We start from the raw sequence: 19,447 nt of genomic DNA, 5'->3' as shown, positions 1-19,447 counted from the left end.
AGCGCCCCATTAGAGAGAGGTTTGCATGAACAATGGAAAACAGGCGGGCGCTGCCCGCCGCTGGGCAACGCGCACCGGCATGGCCTTGGCGCTGAGCGCGGCGGCAGCGGTTTGCGCCGCGCAGTCCACCACGCCGGTCAAGCACGCGCGTGGCGAGACCGCGGTGCCGTCGAACCCAACCAAGGCCATCGTGCTGGATCTGGCCGTGCTCGATACCCTGCACACGCTCGGCGTAGACCCCGTGGGCGTGCCCAGCGCCGCCAAGCTGCCGCCGCACCTCGGCCAGTTCGCGGACAAGCGTTACCTCAAGGCGGGCACGATGTTCGAGCCCAAGTACGAGGTCATCCACGCTGCCGCGCCGCAGGTCATTTTCGTGGCGGGCCGCTCGGCGCCCAAGTACGACGAGCTCTCCAGGATTGCGCCCACGGTCGACCTGACGGTTGATGCCAAGGATCTGGTCGGCAGCGTCAAGCGCAACACCGAAATGCTGGCCGCGCTGTACGGCAAACAAGACGAGGCGAAGACAAAGCTGGCGGCGCTGGACGCGTCCATTGCATCGCTGAAGGGCAAGGCGGCCAACGCCGGCACGGCGCTGATCGTGCTGACCACCGGCGGCAAGATGAGCGCCTACGGCCCGGGCTCGCGGTTTGGCGTGATCCACGACGCCTTCGGCGTCAAGCCTGCCGCGACGGGTCTGAACGTGTCGAACCACGGCCAGGCGATCTCGTTCGAGTTCATCGCCCAGACCGATCCGGACTGGCTGTTCGTCATCGACCGCGACGCCGCCATCGGCCGCGAGGGCGTGTCGGCCGAGCGCATGCTGGACAACGAACTGGTGCGTCCGACCAAGGCCTGGAAGAACCAGCGCGTGGTGTACCTGAACGGCTTTAACTGGTACCTGCTGGGCAGCGCGGGCCTTACCGCGATGCAGCAGAACGTGGACCAGATCGCGGCGGCGTTGGCGCAGGGAAAGTAAGCAGCATGCAAGACGGGAAGGGCGGCTGGTGAACTGGCGGCGCGCAATCGGCGGGTGGGGCGGCCTGGCCGCCGTGGTGGTGGTATTGCTGCTGTTGTGCGTGGCCAGCGTCAGCGTGGGCGCGGGCCAGATGCCGTGGACCGCGCTGTGGGACGGCGGCGAGGCGGGCGAGCGCGCGTGGCGCCTGCTGATGGTCAGCCGCATTCCGCGCACGCTTGCGCTGCTGCTGGCGGGCATGGCGCTGGCCGTGGCCGGCCTTATCATGCAGATGCTCGTGCGCAACCGCTTCGTCGAGCCCACGACGGCCGGCACCGTGGAGTCCGCGACCCTCGGCATTCTGGCCATCACGCTGCTGGCGCCCAATACGCCCGTCATCGGCAAGATGCTGACGGCCACGGGCTTCGCGCTGGCGGGCACCTTGCTGTTCTTGGCCCTCTTGCGCCGCGTGCCGCTGCGCACGCCGTTCATCGTGCCGCTGATCGGGCTGATCCTGGGCGGCGTGATCCAGGCGGTCACAACCTTCGTGGCGTACCGCTTCGATCTGCTGCAATCCCTGCATGCGTGGACGACCGGCGACTTCTCCGGCGTGCTGCGCGGCCGCTACGAACTGTTGTGGATCGGTTTTGCGCTGGCCTGCGCGGCCTATGCCGCCGCCGACCGGTACACGGTTGCCGGCATGGGCCGCGAGTTCGCGTCCAACCTGGGGCTGAATCATGCACGGCTGACGCTGGTGGGCCTGTTGATCGTTTCCGCCATTTCAGCGGTGGTGGTCGTGACGGCCGGCAGCATCCCGTTCCTGGGCCTCATCGTGCCCAATGCCGTCAGTCTGGTGCTGGGCGACAACATGCGCCGCGCCATTCCGTGGGTGGCGCTGCTGGGCGGCGTGTTCGTGCTGGCCTGCGACATCATTGGCCGACTGGTCATCCATCCCTACGAAATCCCGATCGGGACGGTGGTGGGCGTGCTGGGCAGCATTCTGTTCTTGTGGCTGCTGCGCACGCGGAGGAATCGTGTTGGCTGATATCCCTGTACCGCCCTTGGCCGCGCGCGCGCCGCAGACGTGGCGCCTTGCGGCGCTGGGCGCTTTTGCGCTGCTCTGCATCGTGGCCTTCATGACGCTGGGCGCCAATGGCCAGTGGTCATTCGTCATTCCTTTTCGCGGCGGCAAGCTGCTGGCGATGTTGCTGGTGGCCTATGCGGTCGCCGTGTCGTCGGTGCTGTTCCAGACGATCACCCACAACCGCATCCTGACGCCCGCCATCATGGGCTTCGATGCGATGTACCTGCTGATCCAGGCGGTTGTGGTGTTTGGCTTTGGTCAGGCGGCGGCCACCGCCAGTCATCCGGTCGCGGCCTTTCTCCTGGAAGTGTGCGCGATGACGGCGTTCGCGTGCCTGCTGTTCCGCTGGCTGTTCTCCGATGCCGTGCGCAGCCTGCATCTGATGATGCTGGTTGGCATCGTCTTCGGACTGCTGTTTCGCAGCCTGTCCAGTTTCGTCGTCCGGCTGATCGATCCGAATGAATTCCTGGTGCTGCAGGACCGCATGTTCGCCAGCTTCAATTCGGTGCGCATCGAATTGCTGCCGATCGCGCTGGCGGCCGTCTGCGCGGCTTCGCTCCTTATCTGGCGCATGCGCCGGCGCTACGACGTGCTGGCGCTGGGGCGCGATATTGCGTTGAACCTGGGCGTGGACTATCGCCGCACGCTCATGCTGACTTTGGCGGCCATTGCGGTGCTGGTGTCCGTGTCGACGGCGCTGGTCGGGCCCGTCACGTTCTTCGGCCTGCTGGTCAGCAACCTTGCGTATCACGCCATGGGGTCGGACCGGCACCGCCACACCGTGCCGGCCGCGATGCTGCTGAGCGTCATATTCCTGGTCGGCGGTCAGACGCTGCTGGAGCGCGTGCTGGGGCTGAACACCACCGTCAGCGTGGTGATTGAATTCGTGGGCGGCGTGATGTTCCTCGTCCTGATCCTGCGCAGGGGGCGCCGATGATAGAAATCCAGAAGGTCAGCAAGCAATACGGCGACATCGTCGTCATCGACGATGTCAGCCTGGATCTGCCGGCTGGCGGCGTCACCGCCATCATCGGGCCCAACGGCGCGGGCAAGTCCACCTTGCTGTCCATGGTGAGCCGGCTGTTGCCGATGAGCGCGGGGCGGGTGCTGGTCGAAGGCCTGGACGTGACGCGCGCCGACAGCCGCGAGCTGGCCCGGCGCCTGGCCATCCTGCGTCAGGACAACCACTTGCCGCTGCGGTTGACGGTCAGGGATCTGGTGGCGTTTGGCCGGTACCCGCACACGGGCGGGCGGCTGACGATGGATGACAAGGTTTATATCGACCAGGCGATCGCGTATCTGAATCTGGAGCCGCTGGCCGGCCGCTACCTGGACGAGATGTCCGGCGGCCAGCGCCAGCGCGCGTTCGTGGCGATGGTGCTGTGCCAGGACACGCGCTACGTGTTGCTTGACGAGCCGCTGAACAGCCTGGACATGAAGCACGCCGTCGCCATGATGGGCACGCTGCGCCGGGCAGCCGATGAACTGGGCAAGACGGTGGTGCTGGTGCTGCACGACATCAATTTCGCCTCCAGTTACGCGGACCGCATCGTGGCGATGCGTCAGGGGCGGATCGCCCGGCACGGCACGCCGGCCGAACTGATCCGGCCGGACGTGCTGAGCGATCTGTACGAGCTGCCGATTGACGTGCACGAAATCGGCGGCAAGCGCATCTGCGTGTACTACCGGTAAGGCGGCGGACCGCTTACTGGGTCAGATCAATCGCGTAACGCGACAGCTGCGTCACCGGGTCCGGCGTCGCGTCGTACACCGAGACGTTGGTCACGCCGTGCGCCGTGGCCATCGCCAGCGTGCCCGGCACCGACGAAAACACCACCGGTCCGGCAAGCCCGCTCACCTGCGTGAAGCGCCAGCTGCGATCCAGGCCGAAGGTGGCCAGGTCGAGCGTGGGGTTCTTCTTGATGTAGGCGATCAACACGTCGCGGCTGGCATCCGGGGCTTGCAGCACGATGTCGCCCTTGCCGCCGGCCAAACCCGGGAAATCGCCGCCACCGCTGGCGCGGTAATTGTTGGTCACCACCAGGAACTGCGCGGTCAGGTCCAGCGGCGCGCCGTTGTACGTCAGCGCCCTGATGCGCGAGCCCTTCGGCTGCGTCACGTCGATTTCATACCGCAGCGCGTTGCCCGCCGCATACAGCACGTCGAAATTGAACGTGGGAAAGCCGGTGTCGATCAGGTCCTGCGGCGCGACCTGTGCGGGGTCGATCTGCTTGAACTGCTCGGCCGTCTTCTCCAGCCACTGGCGCACGATGTCGCCGCTGACTCGCACCACTTGCAGCGTGTTCGGGTACAGGTACAGATCGGCCGCGTTGTTGATGGCGACGTTGCCTTGCTTCACATACGTGAAGTCGCCGGGACCGTTGCGGCCGCCCTTGAACGGCGCTGCAGCCGACAGGATCGGCAAGCCCGCGTACGGCGGACTGTTCTTGGCGATGTAGTCGGACAGGTAGTCGATCTGCGCCATGTTCACGATCTGCAGCGCGGACACGTCGCCCGCCAGCGCGTAGTACGTGGCCATGTCGAACTGGCTTTGGCCGATCGGCGTCTTCACGTAGCCGATGGTCGCGGCGTGCTCGGCCTGCACCAGCTGCTGCGCGGCCGAGTCAGGCGCGACGTAGGTCGCGGGCGTGGATCCGCTTTGCGCGGTCAGCCTTGTCGAGATGCGTTGCACCTGCGTGGCATCCTTCTGCACCTTCCAGCCCTGGTCATACGCCAGCTTGAGCGTGATCTGACCCAGGTTGTTGCCCCATTGGCCGGCTTGCACGGTGGGCACGCCGTTGATCAAGCCCTTTTCCAGTTCGACGCCCGGCTGCCCGGCAAACTGCGACTTGGCGTTCGTGTCGGGAAAGAGCAGATGCTGGTGGCCCGTGATGAGGGCATCGATGCCCGCCACCTGGCTGAGATAGCCCGCGCCGTTTTCCATGTCGGGGCTGTAGGCCGTGGCCAGGTCGATGCCGCCATGCGCCAGCGCCACCACCAGGTCCGCGCCCGCGGCCTTCATCTCCGGCACGTAGCGCGCCGCGGTCTCCTTCCAGCCCGTGACTTCCACGTGGCCTTCCAGATTGGCCTTGTCCCATTGCATGATGGGCGGCGGCGCAAAGCCGATCACGCCCACCTTGAGGGGCACGTCGATGGACTTGCCGGTGGTGTCGGTCGCCTTGAAGGTCTTTTCCAGCAGCACGTACGGCTTGAAGATCGGCTGCTTGGAGGCGGCCGAGACAACGTTGGCCGACACGAACGGAAATGCCGGGGCGGCGCAATCCTTGGCGCCCGCCGGGTTCGTCTGCGCCGTGCCCTTGCCGATGCCGGCCAGCCCGAAGTCCACATTGGTGATCTGCGACAGATAGGGCAGGCCGTAGTTGAACTCGTGGTTGCCCATCGTGGCCGCGTCGTACGACAGCAGCTTCATCTGCTTGTAGATCGCGATCATGTCGGAACACTGCACCGGCGACACCAGCGCCTGATAGTCCGACAGCGCCGTGCCCTGCACCGTGTCGCCGTTGTCGAACAGCAGCGTGTTCGGGTGCTGCTTGCGCGCATTGGCGATCAGCGTGGCCGTGCGGTCCATGCCGTAGCTCTTGTCTTCGGCAAGCTTGTAATAGTCATAACCGAGCACGTTCGCATGCAGGTCCGTGGTGCCCAGAATCGCGACATCCAGCGTGGCGCCTTGCGGCACGCTGGCCTGCGGCGGCGTCTCGGGCGCGGCAGTGTCGTCGTCATCGTCATCGCCGCCGCAGGCGGACAGACCGGCTACCAGCGCAACGCTGGCGGTGACTGCATAGATCTTGCGTAGGTGTGGCTTCACCGTCTTTCCTTCGTGTTGAAGGAAAGAATTTTGGGGACGGTGTGTGACCTACCCGTGACATGCACGGGGCCAAATCAACGCAGGGGAGACTCGCGCGTCAGGCAATCCGCTTCCAGCGCGGCTAGCGCATCCAGGAACCGCCATGCGAATGATCCCGGTCCGTCGGCATGTAACGCGGCGCGCTGGCCCGCAATGCCGAAGCACGACAGCGCGGCCACGGCCGCGGCAAACGCATCGTTGCGCGATACCGCGGCAAACGCCCCGACCACCGCGCTAAGCGCGCACCCGGTGGCGGTCACGCGCGGCATCAGCGGCGAGCCGCCCGTGATGTGTACGGCGCGTGCGCCGTCCGTCACGTAATCGGTTTCTCCCGTCACTGCCACCACCGTCTGGCGCTGCGTGGCGATGTCCCGGGCAGACTGCTCGGCATGCGCCACGGCGTCGCGCGCATCCACGCCTTTGCCCGAGCTGAGGCCGCCGGCCAGCGCAATGATCTCGGATGCGTTGCCGCGGATGATGGCGGGCTTGAGGTCCAGCAGCCGCTGGATGGCGTCACGGCGAAAGGCGGTGGCGTGGTGTGCGACCGGATCAAGCACCCAGGGCGTACCCGCGTGCGCGGCGGCCTTGGCCGTCAGCAGCATGCTTTGCAGCCAGGGCGAGGAAAGCGTGCCGATATTGATGACGACCGCGCCGGCGAATCCGGCGAACTCGGGGGCCTCTTCTTCAGCATGGACCATGGCGGGCGACGCCCCGATCGCCAGCACGGCGTTGGCCGCGTAGTTCATGGAAACGAAGTTGGTCAGGCACTGCACCAGCGGCGCGTCGCGGCGGACGGCGGACAGAAGGTCCTGGGCGTGTTGGGCGAGGGGAGTCAGATGGGAATGGGGCATGCCGGGCGGATGTTGCGCGGGGACGCGCTCCCCGGGTGAATGGCGTATGTTCCCGGGGGAACGCGGGAGGTGTCAAGCTCGCGTTGCGCAACAGCACGCCGGCCATACCCAATTTGAGGTATAGACGGTTTTCCCGGCAGGCTCACAATCATTGACCGGCCCCGGATCGTCGTGATGATTGGGCGCACGACGATATCGTCCGGGCGCCATGACCCCTGAAGCCAAGCAGAGGAACCGCCATGCTGAGTTCCGAACAACTTCAACGCGTGTTTCCCAACTGCAGAGCCCCAGCCGAGTGGGCGCAAGCGTTGGCGCCCGCGTTTCAGAAATACGAAATTGAAACTCCTGACCGCATGGCGAGTTTTCTGGCGCAGACGGGCTATGAATCCAGCCAATACAACCGGATCGAGGAAAACCTTAATTACTCAACCGCCGCGCGGTTGACCAAGGTGTGGCCAAAACGATTTCCGGATGAAGCGTCCGCGATGCCCTACGTGAATAATCCGCAGGGACTCGCGAATCTGGTTTATGCAAACCGGATGGGCAATGGCGATGCGCTCAGCAACGATGGTTACCGATATCGCGGACGAGGCATCATCCAACTGACGGGACGCAGCAATTACGATTCGGCGGGCGACGCGATGGGTGTGGACCTGGTCAACATGCCCGAGTTGTTGGCCGATCCGAAATGGGCGGCGCTGAGCGCGGGTTGGTATTGGCAGTCGCGCGGGTTGAACGAGTTGGCCGATGACCGGACCCATGATGACGATCTGGAAGACTTTGCCCGGATTACGCGGCGCATCAACGGGGGACTCGCAGGGCTGAAGGAACGCTTTGCCTTGTTCAAGCGCGTCTATGCCGAACTGATGCGATAGCCCGGCGGCACCGCGCCGCCTGCCCGGCGCATGTTGCATCGGGCAGGCGGCGTTTCATGTACTGCTTGGTTCGCAGCGCGACGCTTACGTCGTGGCGCGGTAGCGGTTGCGCAGGTCGCGGATCTGGTCGTGGTTGTGCAGCACGCCCTGGTATTGGCGTTCGACGATGGCGCGCACGTTTTCCGGCAGCGTTTCCTTCAGCGCCTTGTCGTAGTCCGCCTTGGCCACGTCCTCGCCCTTCTCGCATTCCTCGAGCAGCGTCAGGTCGGTGCGGCTGGAAACCGCTGCCTTGATATTGGTCCAGCCACGGTGCATGGCGCCAGCCACCGTGCCGCTGTCTTCGGGCTCGCCGCCCATTTGCGCCACGAGCGCTTGCAATTCCGCGGCGCCGGCGGCGCAATCGCGGGAGCGGTTGCGAAAGAGTTCCTGCAACTCGGGAGCCTTCGCGTCCTCGGCCGCCGAAGCGAAGCCCTTCTCGCCGTTCTTCGACGTTTCGATGAGGTTGTTCAGCACCTTGATCACATGATCGGCCATATCGGTCTCCTTGGTTTGGAAGGATCAGGCAGCGGGGCGCTGCCTGTGGAACCCGATATTCAGCAAGCGGCGTGCCCGGCCCGCATCGCGGCCAGGCAATCGAGGTCGCCGAGGTCGCGCTAGACGCGCGGGCACGTGGAACCGGCTTTCAGCGCATCCAGTTCCGGATCGGTCATCTCCAGAGCCAGCGACGCCATCGCGCAGGTGACGGCCAAGGCGTTGCGCAGTTCGTCTTCCCGGATGATGTCCGGCAAATCGCCGCGAGAAAGGATGTGGCGCACGCGGGATTCGGGCTTCTCGAAGCCCGCAACCAGACGCAGGGCAGGAATGCCTTGCTTGGCGAAATTGGCGTGGTCGGAGTTCGGCATGAAAGGCAGCCAGTGCGACACGGGCACCCCGGCGCGCGCGGCGGTGTCCTGGACCACGTCCGCCAGCGCCGGATAGTCGCTGATCAGCGCGCAGAGCGTGTCGTCGCCCGCAACGGTGTCCAGGTTGATGTCGAACTTCAGCCGTTGACGCTCGGCGGCCGGCATGTCGGCCAGGTAGCGGGCAGACCCGGCCAGCGCCCATTCTTCAGCGGTGAAGAAGCAAATGCGCAGTCCGGGCGTGCCGGGCCCCAGCCGTTTAGCCAGCAACCGCGCGGCAGCCAGCGCGACGGCAACGCCCGTGGCATTGTCCAGTGCGCTCTGGCCGAGGTCGTGGCCGTCCATGTGGGCGCTGATCACGATCCGGCTGTCCCGGCCGCCGGGCAGATCCAGAACGCCCGCGCAGGCCATCGAATCGCGCAACTCATCGCCCTGGATCTGCAAGCGGACACGGGCGCCGGGCCGGGCGGTCAATGCGGATGCGGCTTCGTGGCCAATATAGGCCGCGGGAATGCCCGCGCCGTCGCGGGGGCGGCCGGAGGAGCCGGACAAGGGGCCCGCGCCGGGCAGCGTGTTGGCAATGAGGAAGGCGGCGGCGCCCTGAGCGACCGCCATGTCGTACTTGCGGCGGCGGTGTACGTGCGTTTGCGAGAACGGATATTCATGGCGCACCAGCACGATCCGGCCGCGCACAGCAACGCCGGCACGCTCGAAGTCCTCTGGGCGGCCCGCGCCGACATCCAGGATTTCGCCTTCCAGGCCTTGCGCGGGGGTGGAGGCCGAGCGCAGCAGGGGCACGCACTCCAGATCCTCGGGCGCGTCGCCCAGCAGCGTCAGGCGGCTGGACAGGCAGCGCCAGCCATCGTAGGGCACCGGTACGCGCCGCACGTCGGGTCCGATTTCCCGGAGCCGGTCCAGCGCCCAGTCCATGGCTGCATCGTCCTGCCCGGTGCCGGACAGGCGACCGCCAAAACTGCAAAGAGTCTGGAAATCGTGCATCAAGGCCGCGTCGTCGGCGGCCTGCTGTTGCCAGCTTGTCGTCATCAATGTCTCCGGCGCCGCGCGCATGCCGCGCGGCGCTGCGTGCGTGTTATTCGAAGGTGATATTGGCGCGCTGCACCAGATCGGCCCAGCGGGCGAAGTCCTGCGTCAGCAACGCCTTGAGGGCTGCGGCGCTGGTGTCGGGCGGCAGGTTCATGCCCACGCTGGCGAGCCGCTGCTTGACGGGCTCGGACTGCATGACCTTGGCCATCGCTTCCGACAGTTTTTTCTGGACGGGCTCAGGCGTGCCGGCCGGCGCGACCAGTCCCCACCAGCTTTGCACGGTCAGGCCCGGATAGCCCAGTTCCTGGAAAGTCGGCACGTCCGGCGTGCCGGCCTGACGGGCGGGCGAGGACACGCCAATCGGCTTGATCTTGCCGCTCTGGAACAGGGCAACGGCCGAGGCCATCGTCGTAAAGCTGGCGTCGATCTGGCGGCCGGCCAGGTCATTGACGGATGCCGACGCGCCCTTATAGGGGATATGCGCGAGCTTGGTGCCGGTGTTCTGCATGAACAGTTCGGCCATCAGATGGGTCAGCGAGCCATTGCCGCCCGAACCGATGGAGACGGTGTCCGGCTTGGCCGAAGCGATCTTGACCAGGGACGGCACGTCCTGCGCCTCGAACCCGGGATTCACGAACAGGTACATGGGCGACAAGCCCAACAGCGTGATCGGCGCGAAATCCTTTTTCGCGTCGTATTTCACCCGGTCCTTGTACAGCGCCGGCACGATGGTGAACGGCACGTCGGCCAGCAACAGCGTGTAGCCATCGGGCGCTTCGGTCGCCACGTAGGCGGTGCCCAGCATCGATCCCGCACCGGCGCGGTTTTCGACAACGACAGACTGCCCAAGCTCGGCACTCAATTGATCGCTGATCGCCCGGGCCACCACGTCCGAGCTGCCGCCCGCCGAATACGGCACGACGATCTTGACGGGTTTATCGGGATAGGCGGCCGAGGCGGATTGCACGCTTGCGAAGCACGCGGGAACGGCCATGGCGGCCAGCAGTTTTTTCCACTTGAACATGATTTTTATGGTGATCCATGAATTATTCACGTCATTGTGGTGCGCGCGCTGCCCCCCCGCAAAGGAAGTATGCGCATAGGATATTCCAAACTGGAATAGGTGCTTTTGCGGGGCCGGCGGCTTGAAAGCAGTCAGGTTCTAGGCGATGCCCGCATATTGCCGCGTTTGCCAATTCAACGCCTGGCCCTGGGCGATGACCCACTCGCAGAACGCTTCGCAGTAGGGGCCGCCGACGTTGGGACGGGGCTGCATCAGGTGATAGCCGTAGCGGCCTTCGATGGCCTCGCCGAAGGGCCGCACCAGGCGTCCCGACTTCAGATGCTCCAGCACCATGCACAGCGGCATGATGCCCGCGCCCAAGCCATTGAGCACCGCTGGCAGCAGGATCGAAAAGCCTTCGTATTCCGCCGCGGTGGCGGCGGGACCGGACCACAACGGGGCGACGTCGGCCCGCCACTCGTCCCAGCCATAGCCACGCTGGGCGCGCTTGAGCAAGGGCAATCGGGCGATGTCGTCCACCGATTTGACGGGATGGCGTTTGATCACAGAGGGCGCTGCCACCAGCGCCATTTCGCGGCCGCACAGATACTGCGCGCTCATGCCCGACACATATCCCGTGTGAAGCTGGATCTCCGCGTCGAACCGTTCGGAGCGGTCGCGGCCATGCAGCAGGCGAGGGCGGATGTTGACGCGGATTTCAGGGTGCAATTCAAAGAACTCGGCCAGCCTGGGCAGCAGGAAAAATTGCGCAAACGACGGCGAGACCGCCACGTTCAGGGCGACGCGCGACGCGGGGTTGGCGACCAGCGCGTCGGCCTCGTCGATGAGCCGCACCGCTGCGCTGATGCGTTCCAGGTAGAGGGCGCCCGCGTACGTCAGCCGCAGCCCCGCGGGCATGCGCTTGAAGAGCGCGGTGCCCAATCGGCCCTCCAACGCCGCCACGTGTTTGCTGACCGCGCTTTGCGTCAGGCTAAGCGCTTCGGCCGCGCGGCTGAAGTTCAGCGTTTCGGCGGCCGTGAGGAAGATGCGCAGCGAAGACAGGGAGTTGCGGGAGCCTTTCATGGGGAAGCGGGGCGTGAGAGTAGGGTGGCGCTACTGTACTGCGTGTGCCCGGGCGGTGGCGGCAGGCCGAGGTGGATCAATTCGTTCACTTGCTCGCGTGACCCGTGTGGCCAGGACCTACGCTTTCTCTTTTTTGCGGAGAACGCCATCACGGGCCGCTCGTTCTGTATTGCGTTCGTCGCGGGCGCGGCGCTGGTGCAGATGCTGCCGTCTCTGCCGGGTTCGATTGGGCTGTGGCTAGCGGCGGCCGGGGGCGCTGCGTCCTGCGCCGTGTGGGTTCGCGTCGGGAATTCTCGATGGCGGGTACTGGCGGCGCTGGCGTTGGGACTGTCGGCCGGCTTCTTGAATGCGGCACTGCAAGCGCAGCAACGGTTGCACGATGGGCTTGCCGACGCGCATCAGGATCAGGTGTCGCGGTTGGTTCTGCGCGTGGCCGCATTGCCCGATGGCGACGCGAAGCGCCAGCGCTTCCTGGCCGAGGTGCTGCCGCCCGCTCGTCCCGGCATCCCCTCGCACGTCCAGGTCACCTGGCAGGCGGGGGCGGGGTCCAACCAGGCCGTGCCGCAGGTGCTGCCCGGGCAAGTGTGGCGAATGGCGCTGGTGCTGCGGCGGCCGCGCGGTTTGCTCAATCCCGCGGGGCCGGATGTGGAGGGGCGCATGTTTGCCAACGGCATTCGCGCCACGGGAACCGTGCGCGGGCAGCCCGTCCTGCTGGACGACCGGCCGTGGGCCACGCCCGGCGTTGCCATCGAACGCGCCCGGCATCTCGTGCGCGAGGGCATGCGCGCGGCGTTGGGCGAGCATCGCTACGCGCCTGTGCTGATTGCGTTGGCGATTGGGGATCAGGCAGGCGTGGCGCGCGACGACTGGCGGATCTTCAACCGCAGCGGCATCACGCATCTGGTGTCGATCAGCGGCATGCACGTGACATCGATTGCCGGTATCGCGGGCTTGCTGGCGTCTTCGCTCTGGCGGCGCGTGCGGTGGCGGGGCGTGGGACTTGCCGAGCGGATGCCTGCGCGCGTTGCCGGCGGGGCGGTAGCGGCGGTGGTCGCGTTGCTGTATTGCCTGCTGGCGGGCTGGGGCGTGCCCGCACGCCGCACGTTTTTCATGCTGCTGGTGGTGTTGGGGGCGGCGTTGTCGCGGCTGCCCTTGTCGGGTGATCGGGTCCTGGCCTGCGCGGCGGCCGCCGTGGTGGCGCTGGACCCATGGGCGCCGATGTCTGCGGGCTTCTGGTTGTCGTTTGGCGCGGTGGCGGTGCTGTTGCGCATCGTGGCCGCGCCGATCGATGTGGATGCCAGCTGGCGCGCGCGATGCGCGGCCCGGCTGGGGCAGGCTGCGCACGTGCAACTGATGGTCACGGTAGGGCTGATGCCGCTGTTGGCCTTTCTGGTGCATCAGGTGTCGCTGGGTTCGCCGTTTGCCAACGCCGTCGCCATTCCGTCAGTGACGTTCATCGTCACGCCGCTGGCGTTGCTGTGCGCGGCGCTGTCGTCCGTGCCTGGCGCCGAGGCGCTGGCGGCATTGGCCGGGCAAGCCGGGCTGGCCGCGTTTGACCTGACCATGACGCCGGTTGCCTGGATCGGCAATGCAAACTGGTCGAGCGTGCCGGTTGCCGCGGCCGGCTGGCCCTGGCTGCTGCTGGCGGTGGCGGGCATGATCTGGGCCCTGCAGGCGAAAGGCTGGCCAGGACGACACCTGGGTTGGTTCTTCATGCTGCCGTTGCTGTTCTGGCGGCCCGACAAGCCTGAGCCGGGCCATTGGCGCATGAGCGCGATGGACGTGGGGCAGGGCAGCGCCATCCTGGTGGAAACGGCGACTCAGTCGTTGCTGTTCGACGCGGGCCCGCGCAGCTACGGCGGCAGCGATGCGGGCGAACGGGTCCTCGCGCCATTTCTGCAAGCACGGGGAATCGGGCGGCTGGATGTGCTGGTGCTGTCGCATGCCGACATGGATCATGTGGGCGGCACGCGCGCGGTGCTGGGGGCGGTGCCGGTGGGGCGAAGTTATACATCCTTCGATCTGCCCGCCTATCTACGGCGCGACGCAAGGTTGTGGCCCGAAGTCGGTAATGCCGAACCGGTGTTGCCCGATACGATGGCGCGGTGCCAACGAGGGCTGGGATGGGAAGCGGACGGGGTGGTGTTCACCTTCCTGCATCCGGGTCCGTCAGAACGCAGCGCGAAGGCAGATGACCGCAATGCCGACAGTTGCGTGCTGCGCGTGGAGGGGGCAAGCCATTCGCTGTTGCTGACAGGGGATGTCGGCGTGGCGCAGGAGCGGGACATGGTGGCGCAGGGGCTTGCCAGTGCCGATGTGGTGCTGGCGCCGCATCACGGGTCAGGGTCGTCGTCGGGGCATGACCTGGTGAACACGACGCAGGCCGTCCATGCCATTGCGCAGGCTGGGCACCTGAACCGGTTTCGCCACCCGGCACGGGCGGTGGAGCTGCGCTGGACCCGCGCGGGCAGCAGTTTCTGGCGCAGCGACCGGGACGGCGCCGTGATGGCGGCGTCTCGGCCGGATGTGTTGGAAGTGTGGGGACAGCGCGAGCGTGCGAGACGGTATTGGCATGGTCGTTAGCCCCCCCGGCACGTCAGAACGCGTGGGCCGGGGGGCAGACCGTGCCGGCCGCCAACTCGTCAAATAGCCGATCCCCACCCATCTGCCCGCCCTTGAGCATCAGTTCAACGCCATCCGTCACCGGATCGTCGCTGCGTGCGACGCTGACGGTCACCCCCGGCGCCAGCACGCAGCGAAACGCCAATCCCCACAGTCCCAAAGCAAGCGTTGCCTGGCTGGACGTATCGCCACCGGCAATCCCAATGCGGTTCAGCCGGTGACCGGCATGGGCGCTGGCGCGCACGATGTCCGCGGCCAGCCGCGCCGTGGCGCGGGCGGTGGCGGCGGTCTGGTCTGCGTTGACGGCGCCGGCAGGCTTATCCGTATGCACCAGCACGTTGCGGCCCTGGGCCAGCGTGGAGGCGGCCAATGCGACCTGTTGCGCGGCGTAGTCGTCATCCGCCAGCAGCCGATCGACGTGCAGCGGTTGGCGCGTATAGGTTTCGCATGCGGCGATCTGCCGGGCGGTGACGGGCGACAGGCTGCCCGCCACGACCAGCACCGGGCCATTGGACGGGCCCAGTGGCGTCGCCGGTGTGGCACCCGAGTGTCCCGCGGGCCGAGCCCGGGCCAGCGCCTGTTGCACGCTGCTGGGGCCGACGGCCAAGAGGGGGGCGCGGGAAGCGGCGCGTTGAATCAAACGGCCGATGGCGGGGAGCTGCGATTCGTCCACCAGATCCAGCAGCAGCGGACCGTCGGTGCTTTCGATGACCTGATCGATCCAGGCATCGAGCACGGCTGAGTGCGCGGCGGTGTCCTCAGCGGTGGCTGCAGCCGTCTTCGCGCCCGGTTCCACGGCCGGAGGGTAGGCCGTTTGCGGCACCGAGCGGATGCCCGCCAGCCCCTGGGCCTCCAGGTGCAACCGCAAATCTGCCTCGTGCATGGGTGTGACGGGATGCACACTCATCACCGGATGCCGGTCAATGCGATGAACCTCCGGCGCGGACCCCGCACGCGCAAAGAGGTTTCCAAAACTGCAATACCGGCCGATGCTGGGCTGCCCACCCACGATCGGCACGATGGGATTCGCAAAATGCCGACGCAATTCGCGCACCGCCACCCCGATGCTGCCGACGTGCGGCGCGCTGTCAAAGGTGGAACAGCATTTGTAATGCAGCACGCGCGCGCCCGTGCCTGCCATGAATGCGCCGACGGCGCGCAGCTCGTCCGTCATCTCCGCTGGCGTCATGCCGCGCGCCGCGCCCGCGATGCCGATGGCATCCAAGGGCCCGGCACGTTCCAGTTGCGCGGTGGAAGGCACGCTCAGAAAAAGCAGGCTGCGCAGCCCGGCGCGAGCAACCTCGGCCAACGTGTCGGTGGCGCCGGTGAAGTCGTCGCCATACCAGCACACCTGCGGCGCGGTGCCGCCAATCATGCGCGGCTTCCAAAAAATTCCAGCGCGCGCTGCAGTTCGGGTGCGTTGCGGGCGTAGTCTTGCAAGGTCTGGTTGTCGCGCACGGCGTGCCAGGCCTGGCGGATGCTTTGCACGCCGGCGGCGGGGCCGTCGGGGTGGGCCAGGATGCCGCCGCCTGACATGAAGAGCAGGTCGTCGCTGCGCACGGCGGCCCAGGTGGCGGGCACAGTGCCGGCCCATTGACCCGACGAGAAGGCGGGCATGACGGCGTCGTCGATGCCCGGCGTCAGCGATGCCAGGCAGTCGCGGGCCGAGTCGACGACCTCGCTGTCTTCCTGCGAGAACTTGCCTTGCAGGCCGTGCACGTGCATGTGGTCCACGCCCGCCAGCCGCCACAGCGTCTGGTAGGCCTGAAACCCGATGCCCAGCAGCGGATGGCGCGACAGCGCGCCGAAACCGTTGCGGTGGCCGTGCAGCGCCAGCGGCGTGCTGCGGCGCAGGGTCTGGATGGCCGAATAGCCGCACCAGTTCAGGCTGGCCATGATGCAGGTGCCGCCTTCGCGTTCGATCAGGTCGGCGTGGCGGCGCATGGCGTCGGTTTCGTCGGTGATGTTGAAAGCCACCATCACGTTGCGGCCGGTGCGTTCGCGGTGCGCGCGCACGACGGCCATCACGGCCGCGACGCGTTGGGCGAGCGGGGCGTGGGCCGGGTTGGCGCACACCTCGTCGTCCTTGATGAAGTCCACGCCAGCCGCGCAAAGCTGGGCCACCAGATGCGCGGTCTGCTCGGGCGAAAGGCCGACGTTGGGCTTGATGATGGTGCCGACCAGCGGGCCCTTGTCCACGCCGGTCAGCGCGCGCGTGCCGGCAATGCCGACCTGCGGCAGGTCGAACTGGGCGCGGTAGTTGGCGGGCAGTTCCATGCTTTCGAGCCGCAAGCCGGTGACCTCGCCCAGGTCGTACAGATTGCCGCCGACGGTGGCCGCCAGCGTGGGCAGGTTGGCGCCCACGTTGGCGACGGGAAATGCGATGCGAATCCGCGCGCGCTGGAATTTGCCGGGCATGCCGCCGGGCTGGCGCGCCAGATAGGCGTTGGGCAGGCTGGGCGCGTCGACGGTTTCCAGCGTTTCGATGGATTCGATGCGGGCGCGCGCGCGGGCGCGCAGCTCGTCGGTTTCGCCCTGAACGCGCGTGAAGGTGCCGCAGGACTGCTCGCCGGCCATGACTTCCGCGACCTTGGCGGGGTCGACGGGGGTTTCAATCAGGTAGGTGGCGGTAAACGATTGGGAATTCATGGTGGCGGTGTGCGGCAGGGGCGTATCAGAGGCGGCTCAAGTCGGGGAAGGCGCGGACGGGGTCCTTACCGTCCCAATTGACCGAGCTTTCGCGGATCAGGTCGAAGAGGCGGCCCTTGGGGCCGGCGACTTCGGAGAGCTCGATGACGGTGCCGGGGTGATATTCGGTGTCGAAATAGATGAAGCGGCCCTTTTCGCCGACTTCGCCGCTCATCTTGGGCTTGAAGCCCTGCGCCAAGAGGCGCTCCAGATCGGCGTCGTAGCTTTCGGTCCAGTAGGCGACGTGTTGCAGACCGGTGCGGCCGGCCTGCAGGAAGTCGCGGTACATGGACGGCACGTCGTTGCGGGTCTGGATCAGTTCGACCTGCACGTAGCCGGAGTTGGCCAGCGCGACGGAATTGTGGGGGTCGTGGCGTTGGCCGTCGTATTCATAGTTCACGATCGGCACGCGGGGGTTGTAGTACCAGGGGCCCACGCCGAGCTTGGTGCTCCAGTAGTCCATGGCGGCTTCGATGTCGTGCACGACATAACCGAGTTGGCGGATCTCGCCCAGGAAACGACTCATGATGGATCTTTTTAAAAGGGGTGGCTGAGGGACGGGAAGGGCGCGGCCCGCGAGGGGCCGCGTCGCGTCACAGGAAACCGATGGAGAACCAGGGGAAGGCGGCCACGACGATCAGGCCGATCAGCAGCGCGCCGATGTAGCCCCAGATCGGGCGGATGCCTTCGTTGGGATCGACGCGGCTGATGGCGCAGGCGCCGTAGTAGCCGACACCGAAGGGCGGGGCGAACAGGCCAATGCCCATCGCAAAGATCACGACCATCGCGTAGTGGACCTCGTGCACGCCGGCCTGCACCGCGATCGGGAACAGCAGCGGACCGAACAGCACGATGGCGGGGATGCCTTCCAGCACGCTGCCCAGGATGATGAAGGCCACGATGGACACCGCCAGGAAGCCGTAGCTGCCGCCGGGCATGCCCGCCATCAGCTTGGCCAGGTCGCCCGAGAAGCCCGATTGGGTCAGCGCCCACGCCATGGCGGTCGCGCAGCCCACGATCAGCATGATGGCGCCGGACAGCGAAGCGGTCTCGATCAGCATGGGCTTGACGCGCGCCCAGTCGAAGCAGCGGTAGATCAACAGGCCCACGACGGCGGAGTACACGATGCCGATGGTGGAGACCTCGGTGGCGGTCGCCACGCCTTCAACGACGGCGGCGCGGATCACGAAGGGCAGGGCCACTGCGGGCAGCGCGATCATGAAGAAGCGGCCGATCTCCTTGAAGGTGAAGCGCTGCACCAGGCTCAGGTCTTCCTTGCGGTAGCGCCACCAGACCACGGTGCACAGGGCCAGTCCCAGCACCACGGCGGGCAGCAGGCCGCCCGTGAACAGCGCGGCAATCGACACGCCCGTCACCGAACCGATGGTGATGAGCACGATGGACGGCGGAATTGTTTCGGTCTGCGCGCCGGTGGCCGACAGCAGGGCGACCAGGTCACCGGGCTTGGCGCCGCGCTTTTTCATTTCGGGGAACAGCACGGGCGCGATCGCCGCCATGTCGGCGATCTTGGAACCCGAGATGCCGGACACCAGGTACATGGCGCCGATCAGCACGTAGGACAGCCCGCCGCGCACGTGGCCGAGCAGGCTGGCCAGGAACTGGATCATGGCGCGCGCCATGCCCGTCATTTCGATGAGCGAACCCAGGAAGATGAAGAGCGGCACCGCCAGCAGCATCAGGTGCGACATGCCTTCGTCCAGCCGGCCCACCATGACGACCATCGGCGTGTTGGTGGTCAGCGCCAGATACGAGAACGTGGCAAGCGCGAAGGAAAACGCGATCGGCACGCCCGAGAACACGGTGGCGGCGACGATGCCTACGAAGAAGATCACCAGGTTCAGCTTGCCCAGCCCCGAGAACAGCGGCTGCGCCATCCAGAAGATGCCGACGACGGCGGCCACGCCGGCCAGCGCCATCGCGACCTGCGGCAGCGGCTGCGTGCGCAACAGGCGCAGCAGCGCGATGATGCCCATCAGCCCCATGCCGACCGGGATGGCGGCGGCGCGCCAGGCGTTGCTCAGCTCCAGCGCGGGGGTGATGATGAAATGCTCTTCGTGCGCATACTCGATGGCGGGCGCCAGGATCAGCACCAGAAAGGCCAGCGATGCCGCCAGCGCCGCGGTTTCCAGCTGCGCCCGGCGTGCCGGGCTGACGTTGTTCACCAGCGCCGTCATGCGCATGTGTTCGCCGCGCCGCAGGGCCACGACGGCGCCCAGCATGGACAGCCAGAGGAACAGGATGGAGGCAAGTTCATCGGACCAGACCAGCGGACTATGGAACACGTAGCGCGACACCACGCCAGCAAACAGGACGATGATCTCGACCAGCACGATGGCTGCGGCAACGTGTTCGACCACGGTGCCCAGCACGGTGTCGAGCGCGCCGGCCGCCCGGCGCAGGGGATTGGCCGGCAGCGCGGGCGCCGCGGCGTGAGGAGCGGACAGGGAGGCCATGACGCGC

16 protein-coding genes are annotated in these 19,447 nt (G+C 66.7%); 6 read left to right on the top strand and 10 right to left on the bottom strand.

Going from position 1 to position 19,447, the window contains the following annotated elements; genetic code table 11:
- Positions 1–25 precede the first annotated feature (25 nt).
- From V6V88_RS15915 to V6V88_RS15900, 4 genes are all read left to right on the top strand, one after another.
- On the top strand, positions 26–976 hold the full coding sequence (locus V6V88_RS15915) for a siderophore ABC transporter substrate-binding protein (RefSeq protein WP_223575951.1): 951 nt from the start codon (positions 26–28) through the stop codon (positions 974–976).
- 28 nt (positions 977–1,004) lie between these two features.
- Entirely contained in the window at positions 1,005–1,997 is a 993-nt protein-coding gene (locus V6V88_RS15910) for an iron chelate uptake ABC transporter family permease subunit (RefSeq protein ID WP_280019660.1), read from the top strand.
- A 91-nt stretch (positions 1,998–2,088) separates the two neighbouring features.
- Entirely contained in the window at positions 2,089–2,973 is an 885-nt protein-coding gene (locus V6V88_RS15905) for an iron chelate uptake ABC transporter family permease subunit (protein ID WP_128828812.1), read from the top strand.
- Positions 2,970–3,728, top strand: coding sequence for an ABC transporter ATP-binding protein (locus V6V88_RS15900; protein WP_223575948.1), 759 nt, complete (start codon positions 2,970–2,972; stop codon positions 3,726–3,728). Before V6V88_RS15905 ends, V6V88_RS15900 begins: the two co-directional genes overlap by 4 nt.
- A gap of 13 nt (positions 3,729–3,741) precedes the next feature.
- Here the strand turns inward: V6V88_RS15900 and V6V88_RS15895 are convergent, their stop codons facing one another.
- Together V6V88_RS15895 and thiM are read right to left on the bottom strand one after the other, a co-directional pair.
- Positions 3,742–5,862 carry a 5'-nucleotidase C-terminal domain-containing protein gene (locus tag V6V88_RS15895; RefSeq protein WP_338615594.1) on the bottom strand — a complete coding sequence of 707 codons (2,121 nt, stop codon included), beginning with the start codon at positions 5,860–5,862 and terminating at the stop codon, positions 3,742–3,744.
- 74 nt (positions 5,863–5,936) lie between these two features.
- On the bottom strand, positions 5,937–6,752 hold the full coding sequence (gene thiM / locus V6V88_RS15890) for a hydroxyethylthiazole kinase (protein ID WP_338615593.1): 816 nt from the start codon (positions 6,750–6,752) through the stop codon (positions 5,937–5,939).
- A 239-nt stretch (positions 6,753–6,991) separates the two neighbouring features.
- On the opposite strand from thiM, the gene V6V88_RS15885 reads away from it, so the two are divergent.
- The gene (locus tag V6V88_RS15885) at positions 6,992–7,627 is read left to right on the top strand and encodes a glycoside hydrolase family 19 protein (RefSeq protein WP_223575946.1); all 636 of its coding nucleotides are present in this window, start codon (positions 6,992–6,994) and stop codon (positions 7,625–7,627) included.
- A gap of 84 nt (positions 7,628–7,711) precedes the next feature.
- Here the strand turns inward: V6V88_RS15885 and V6V88_RS15880 are convergent, their stop codons facing one another.
- From V6V88_RS15880 to V6V88_RS15865, 4 genes are all read right to left on the bottom strand, one after another.
- Complete coding sequence (locus V6V88_RS15880) at positions 7,712–8,161, bottom strand: PA2169 family four-helix-bundle protein (RefSeq protein ID WP_142054773.1); 450 nt, start codon at positions 8,159–8,161, stop codon at positions 7,712–7,714.
- A gap of 119 nt (positions 8,162–8,280) precedes the next feature.
- On the bottom strand, positions 8,281–9,570 hold the full coding sequence (locus V6V88_RS15875) for a M28 family peptidase (protein ID WP_223575945.1): 1,290 nt from the start codon (positions 9,568–9,570) through the stop codon (positions 8,281–8,283).
- A gap of 46 nt (positions 9,571–9,616) precedes the next feature.
- Entirely contained in the window at positions 9,617–10,594 is a 978-nt protein-coding gene (locus V6V88_RS15870) for a tripartite tricarboxylate transporter substrate binding protein (protein ID WP_056318974.1), read from the bottom strand.
- 138 nt (positions 10,595–10,732) lie between these two features.
- Complete coding sequence (locus V6V88_RS15865; protein ID WP_062840764.1) at positions 10,733–11,656, bottom strand: LysR substrate-binding domain-containing protein; 924 nt, start codon at positions 11,654–11,656, stop codon at positions 10,733–10,735.
- A 201-nt stretch (positions 11,657–11,857) separates the two neighbouring features.
- Here V6V88_RS15865 and V6V88_RS15860 point away from each other — a divergent pair, with 201 nt between their 5' ends.
- Positions 11,858–14,239 carry a DNA internalization-related competence protein ComEC/Rec2 gene (locus V6V88_RS15860; protein WP_280000542.1) on the top strand — a complete coding sequence of 794 codons (2,382 nt, stop codon included), beginning with the start codon at positions 11,858–11,860 and terminating at the stop codon, positions 14,237–14,239.
- Positions 14,240–14,252: 13 nt separating this feature from the next.
- Here the strand turns inward: V6V88_RS15860 and V6V88_RS15855 are convergent, their stop codons facing one another.
- The 4 genes from V6V88_RS15855 to V6V88_RS15840 all read right to left on the bottom strand — a co-directional run bounded on the left by V6V88_RS15855 (position 14,253) and on the right by V6V88_RS15840 (position 19,440).
- Positions 14,253–15,653, bottom strand: coding sequence for a four-carbon acid sugar kinase family protein (locus tag V6V88_RS15855; protein WP_280000544.1), 1,401 nt, complete (start codon positions 15,651–15,653; stop codon positions 14,253–14,255).
- Complete coding sequence (locus V6V88_RS15850) at positions 15,650–16,927, bottom strand: ribulose-bisphosphate carboxylase large subunit family protein (RefSeq protein ID WP_280000546.1); 1,278 nt, start codon at positions 16,925–16,927, stop codon at positions 15,650–15,652. The genes V6V88_RS15855 and V6V88_RS15850 overlap by 4 nt, the downstream gene beginning before the upstream one ends.
- 25 nt (positions 16,928–16,952) lie before the next feature.
- Positions 16,953–17,492 carry a VOC family protein gene (locus tag V6V88_RS15845; RefSeq protein WP_223575941.1) on the bottom strand — a complete coding sequence of 180 codons (540 nt, stop codon included), beginning with the start codon at positions 17,490–17,492 and terminating at the stop codon, positions 16,953–16,955.
- Between the two features lie 67 nt (positions 17,493–17,559).
- Positions 17,560–19,440, bottom strand: a complete 1,881-nt coding sequence (locus V6V88_RS15840; protein WP_062840771.1) for a TRAP transporter large permease subunit — start codon at positions 19,438–19,440, stop codon at positions 17,560–17,562.
- Positions 19,441–19,447 lie beyond the last annotated feature (7 nt).

The sequence above is a fragment of the Achromobacter sp. E1 genome (assembly GCF_037039475.1).
GTDB classification, from domain to species: Bacteria; Pseudomonadota; Gammaproteobacteria; order Burkholderiales; family Burkholderiaceae_B; genus Achromobacter; species Achromobacter mucicolens.
The sequence above is the reverse complement of the archived record's forward strand: the minus strand, read 5'-3'. Positions and strand labels throughout refer to the sequence as shown.